Source organism: Pseudomonas sp. BAY1663 (assembly GCF_000582595.1).
Classification (GTDB): Bacteria; Pseudomonadota; Gammaproteobacteria; order Pseudomonadales; family Pseudomonadaceae; genus Stutzerimonas; species Stutzerimonas stutzeri_AF.
The window spans coordinates 1-5,665 of the sequence record NZ_AZSV01000146.1 but is presented as its reverse complement, the minus strand read 5'-3'; the positions used below and the strand labels follow the sequence as shown (position 1 = coordinate 5,665).

Sequence of the window (5,665 nt, the reverse complement as noted above, 5' to 3'; positions counted from 1 at the left end):
CCTGCTGCCGGGCGGCTTCGCTGACCTCTCCGAAGCGCCGCGACTGGCCGTGTTCGAGCGGCTGGCCGGCCAGGGTCCAGCCGATGGTGCCGTTGCGCAGGGCCGCCACCGGGTTGGGCAGGCCGGCGTTGACCAGCGACTGGGGTGCCGATGATGCTGCGGGTGCGCCCGGCGCAGTTGACGATGACCCGGGTGTTCGGGTTCGGCGCCAGTTCGCGGGCGCGCAGCACCAGTTCGGCGCCGGGCACGCTGATGCCGCCGGGAATGCTCATGGTCTGGTATTCGTCGAAACGGCGGGCGTCGAGGATCACCACGTCGGCCTCGGCTTCGAGCAGCGCTTTGACCTCCTCGGCGGCCAGCGAAGGGGTATGGCGGACGCTTTCCACCAGTTCGCCGAAGGCCTTGCTCGGCACGTTGACGTCGCGGAACAGCTCACCGCCGGCCGCGCGCCAGCCGCCCAGGCCCCCCGCGAGCAGCGCCACGTCGCTGTAGCCGAGTGCGCGCAGGCGTTCGGCGGCGATCTCGGCCAGCCCTTCGCCGTCGTCGTAGAGGGTGACGGCGGTATCGCTGCGCGGCACCCGCGCATGGATCTCCAGCTCCAGCCTGGACAGCGGGATGTTGGCGGCGAACAGCGGATGTTCCTCGGCGAAGGGCGCTTCCTCGCGGACATCGATCAGCGCCACCTCCTGCCGGTCGAGCAGGGCTTGGCGGATCGCGTTGAAGGCACGGCTGGGGGGTCGGCTCATTGCGCAAGGTTCTCTTTGGACAGGTCCCAGATATTGGCAGGTAGGGATTGGAATAGCCGGAGATGAAGGGTTTCTCGCTGCCATCCTCGAGGAAGACGGCGCGCCTGACGGCGCCGATATTGGCGCCGTAGACGTGGATGCTGATGGAGGCCCGGTCGTCGTAGGCGTTGCTGACCCGGTGGATATCGCCGATGCGCGGCGACACCGCCTCGACCTGGCCGGGCTCCAGACGCACGGCGGCGCCCTCGGGGCTGAGCCTGCCGTCCTCGGCGCGGGCGAAGCCCTGCGAATACTCGGCGCCGCGCAGCATGCCGATCAGCCCCCAGACCCGGTGGTCGTGCACCGGCGTGCTCTGTCCCGGACCCCAGACGAAGCTGACCACGGAAAAACGCTGGCGCGCATCGGCGTGCAGCAGGTATTGCTGGTAGCGCTGCGGGTCGGGGCGGGCGAAGTCCTCGGGCAGCCAGTCGTCGTGGCTGACCAGGCGTTGCAACAGGCGGCCACCCTGGTCGAGGATGCTGGCCTCGTCCGAAGAGGTGTCGAGCAGTTCGGACAGATGACCGACGAAGTCGCGCAGCCGGTCCAGGCGCAGGGGATGGCTCATGGGGAATGCTCCAGAAAGGCGATGCACGTAAAGGTAGCAAGCGCCATATAATTATTAAAATGCAATTTGTTCATAAGCTAATATGCGAATACAGAATGAAGATAGATGATCTCGATGCGTTCGTGGCGGTGGTCCGCACCCAGTCGCTGAACCAGGCGGCCGAATCGCTGCAGCTGACCCAGTCGGCCATCACCCGGCGCCTGCAGAACTTCGAGGAAGCGCTCGGCGTAGTCCTGCTGGATCGCAACACCAAGCCGCTCAAGCCGACGGCGATGGGGCTGCGGGTATACGAGCAGTGCCGCGCGGTGCTGCGCGAGATCGATGCCCTGCGCGAACTGGTGGCCAGCGATTCGATGCCCTCCGGCGCGCTGCGCCTGGGTGTGCCGCAGACCATCGGCGATGCGGTATTGCTGCAGGCCCTGCAGCGCTTGCGGGAGGTCTATCCGGATCTGCAGGCCCAGGTCTCCAACGGTTGGGGCAGCGGGCTGATCAAGCGGATCCAGGACGGTGAGCTGGATGCCGCCGCGGTGCTGTTTCCGGCCGGCAAGGTGTTTCCCGAGGGGATTGCCGGCCGTTCGCTGGCGCGCATGGATCTGGTGGTGGTCGCGGCGCGTGGTTCGATAGCCGGGCACGGCTGTCGGCTGGCCGAATGCCAGGCGCGCGGCTGGGTGCTCAATCCGGACGGCTGCGGCTTCCGCGCCGGGCTGCAGCGTGCGCTGGCCGAGCAGGGCTGAATCTGCGGCTCAACTTGGAGACCTTCGGCACCGACCTGCAGCTGGGGCTGGTCGCCAACGGCATGGGCCTCGGCCTGGTGCCGCGGCCGCTGTTCGAGAGCAGCCGCCACCGCGATGCCCTGGAGATCGTGGATGTCGTCGATTTCAAGCCGGTGATCGATCTATGGCTGGTGCGGGCGACCTTCGTCGGCAACCTGCAGGGAGCGATGGAACTGTTCGGCGAAGTGGTCGCCCGCTGCCTGGGGGCGGAAAAGCCGGCTAGAAGCGCTTGAGGCTGAAAGCGGGCGCAGGTGGCACGGGAAAAGCGGCGCTGCCGAAGCTTATGCTGGGGTAGGAGCGGGCCATGCCCGCGATGCTTTTGCATGGCCAAGATTCGCGAGCATGGCTCGCTCCTACAGGGGGCAGCACGCGCCTGGCAGTCCGGTGTCATGGAGGTGTGTAGGGTTGCAGCCTCCTGGCGCCAGCAATCTTGACAGGTACTTGCGCGCCCGACGCGGCTTTCGGCTTTCGGCAAAATGCTCCCCGCGCAGTATGCAAAAAGCTTTAATTGCTTATTTTGCATATTAGCATATGCCTAAAATGAATTTCCCTCCTGACACGGTTGCCGATAGCTTTATAAGCGTTCGTTAGGTAATACCGTCTTCTTATAAGAAAAAGGCGATATTGTGCTGGCGATTGGCATAACCGACACAGGAGCGCGCGACATGAGCGTAGAAATCATCGGCATGGTCACGGCGACGCCCAGCGCCGAGGTGGATCAGCCGCTGGGGGAAGCGGTGGATGCGCAGTTCGTCCGCCGTTTCGCCCAGGCTCACGAGGCCTCGGGCTTCGACCGGGTGCTGGTGGGCTACTTCACCAACGGCGCCGAGGGCGCGGTGGTCGCCTCCTTCATCGCGGCGGCGACGGAGTGGGTGGGCATCCTGCTGGCCTATCGTCCCGGGGTGATCGCACCGCCGCTGGCGGCGCGGCAACTGGCGACACTCGACCAGTTCAGCGGCGGCCGCCTGGCGCTCAACGTGATCAGCGGCGGCAGCGACGCGGACCAGCAGCGTGACGGCGACTGGCTCGACCATGACCAGCGCTATGCCCGCACCGACGAGTACCTGGACATCCTCAAGCGGATCTGGACCGCCGAAGGTCCGGTGGATCACGAGGGACGCTTCTACCGTTTCAAGGGGGCGCTGCCCAGCGTGCGCACCCGCCAGCAGCCGCACATTCCCATCTATTTCAGCGGCTCGTCCGCGGCGGCCATCGATGTCGCCGCCCGGCATGCCGACACCTACATGCTCTGGGGCGAGCCGCTGGCCGATTTCGCCGAGCATGTGCAGCGGGTGCGGACGGCGGCCGGAGCGCTCGGGCGCAGCCCACGGATCTCGGTGTCGTTCCGGCCGATCGTCGCCGATACCGAGGAAGCGGCCTGGAAGCGCGCCGGCGAGATCCTCGAGCGCGTGCGCGAAAACCGCGTGCGGCTCGGCCTGCCGTTGAGCGACCACGTGCCGGCCAATGTCGGCTCCCAGCGCCTGCTGGCCGCCGCCCGGCGCGGCGAGGTGCTGGACCAGCGATTGTGGACCGGCGTGGCGCGGCTGACCGGCGCGCAGTGGAATTCCACCGCGCTGGTCGGCACGCCGGAGCAGGTGGCCGAGACCCTCGGCCAGTACTACCAGCGCGGCGCCTCGACCTTCCTGATCCGCGGCTTCGATCCGCTGGAGGACGCCCAGCGCTATGGCCAGGGCTGATTCCGGCGATCCGCGAACATATCGCCGCCCTGCAGCAACGCCAGGCCGGCTGACCTTCTGGAGATTTTCCCATGCGACTGCTTCATCTCTTTCGCCGCGGCCTGGCCGTATTCGCCCTCGCCGCGCCCCTGGCCCAGGCCGCCGAGCAGACCGTGCTGCGCATCGGCGACCAGAACTACTACAACGTGCGCGCCTCGGTGGAGGCGTCCGGGGTGCTCGAAGGCGCGCCCTACAGGGTCGAATGGAAGCATTTCCAGTCCGCCGCGCCGGTGGCCGAGGGGCTGGATGCCGGGGCCCTGGACCTGGGCTTTCTCGGCGATTCGGGCTTCATCTTCCTGGCCGCCAAGGAGGCGCCGGTGAAGCTGATCGGCGTGTCGCGGCAGAACCCGGACACCATCGCGCTGCTGGTGCCCAAGGACTCGCCGGCAAGAACCATCGAGGACCTCAAGGGCAAGAAGGTCGCCTACTGGCCGGGCGCCTGGAGCCAGCAGCTGACCCTGCGCGCCCTGGAGAAGGCCGGCCTGCCGAGCGACTACGTGGACTTCGTCAAGCTGATGCCGATCGACGCCGCCGCCGCGCTGCCCCGCGGCAGCATCGATGCCTTCCCGGTATGGGAACCCTACATTTCCCAGCAGATCGTGTTCTCCGGCGCCAGGCCGATCATCACCGCCCGCGACCTGATGCCGGGGTTGTCGAGCATCGCCGCCAACGCCAACTCCATCGAGCCCAAGCGCGAGGTCATCGCCGACTTCCTCGGCCGCCTGCAGCGGGCCCGCGCCTGGGTCGAGGCGAACAAGGAAAGCTACGCCGACCTCTGGGCGAAGAAGGCCGGCCTCGACCAGGCGGTGTCCCGCCACTGGATCGGCCAGGCCAACATGAGCGTCGGCCCGGTGGACGAGCAGGCCGCCCGCGACTACCAGGAAACCGCCGACTTCCTGCTGGAAACCGGCGCGCTGCCCAAGGCCTTCGATACCCGCACGATCATCGATGCCTCGTTCGCCAGCGCCTTTGCAGAGCGTGCCGGGCAATGAGCGCCATCGGACTGGACGAACGCATGCTGGCCGGGCTGACCGAGCGCTTCGCCGCCGGTGCCGAGGCGCTGGATCGCAGCGGCGAATTCCCCCGGGAGAATTTCGCCGAGCTGCAGCGCCTCGGCCTGCTGGCACTGACCGTGCCGGAGCGCTTCGGCGGCGCCGGCGCCGGGCTGGACGAGGCGCGTCGGGTGATCTCGGCGGTGGCCAGGGGCGAGCCTTCCACTGCGCTGATCCTGGTCATGCAGTACCTGCAGCATGCGCGCATGCAGGCCAACCCGCGCTGGCCCGAGAGCTGGAAGCGGCGCCTGGCGCTGGATGCGGTGGAGAGCGGCGCGCTGATCAACGCCCTGCGGGTCGAGCCGGAACTCGGCACGCCGGCCCGCGGCGGCCTGCCGGCGACCCTCGCCCGGCGCAGCGCCGACGGCTGGCGGTTGAGCGGGCGCAAGATCTATTCCACCGGCAGCCACGGCCTGACCTGGTACCTGGTCTGGGCGCGCAGCGACGATGCCGACCCGCTGGTCGGCGCCTGGCTGGTGCACCGCGACAGCCCCGGCATCCGCATCAACGAGGACTGGGACCATCTGGGCATGCGCGCCACCTGCAGCCATGAAGTGGTCTTCGAGGACGTGCCGCTGGCGTTCGACCAGGCGGTCAGCGTCAGCCCCTGGAGCGCGCCGCAGGCCGAGTTCGACGCGCAGGGCCTGCTGTGGATGGCGGTGCTGATCGCCAGCGTCTACGACGGCGTGGCCCAGGCCGCGCGCGACTGGCTGGTGGACTGGCTGCAGCGCCGCCAGCCGGCCAACCTCGGGGC

At 68.1% G+C, this 5,665-nt stretch carries 2 protein-coding genes and 4 pseudogenes; 4 read left to right on the top strand and 2 right to left on the bottom strand.

Annotated elements, in window-relative coordinates; genetic code table 11:
• Positions 1-746, bottom strand: a pseudogene (locus BAY1663_RS21915) (rhodanese-like domain-containing protein); the annotation flags it as partial.
• Positions 743-1,350: pseudogene (locus BAY1663_RS24250) on the bottom strand (cysteine dioxygenase). The pseudogenes BAY1663_RS21915 and BAY1663_RS24250, both read right to left, overlap by 4 nt.
• Before the next feature lie 95 nt (positions 1,351-1,445).
• On the opposite strand from BAY1663_RS24250, the pseudogene BAY1663_RS21905 reads away from it, so the two are divergent.
• The 4 genes and pseudogenes from BAY1663_RS21905 to BAY1663_RS21890 all read left to right on the top strand — a co-directional run.
• A pseudogene (locus BAY1663_RS21905) lies at positions 1,446-2,356 on the top strand (LysR family transcriptional regulator).
• Between the two features lie 453 nt (positions 2,357-2,809).
• Positions 2,810-3,873, top strand: a pseudogene (locus BAY1663_RS21900) (LLM class flavin-dependent oxidoreductase).
• 18 nt (positions 3,874-3,891) lie between these two features.
• On the top strand, positions 3,892-4,851 hold the full coding sequence (locus BAY1663_RS21895) for an ABC transporter substrate-binding protein (RefSeq protein WP_037045073.1): 960 nt from the start codon (positions 3,892-3,894) through the stop codon (positions 4,849-4,851).
• A partial coding sequence (locus tag BAY1663_RS21890) for an acyl-CoA dehydrogenase family protein (RefSeq protein ID WP_037045071.1) occupies positions 4,848-5,665 on the top strand: 818 nt, incomplete at its 3' end. The genes BAY1663_RS21895 and BAY1663_RS21890, both read left to right, overlap by 4 nt.

Bases quoted from the DNA above. Each gene is read 5' to 3' on its own strand.
- BAY1663_RS21895 (WP_037045073.1), top strand. From the start codon at position 3,892: ATGCGACTGCTTCATCTCTTTCGCCGCGGCCTGGCCGTATTCGCCCTC.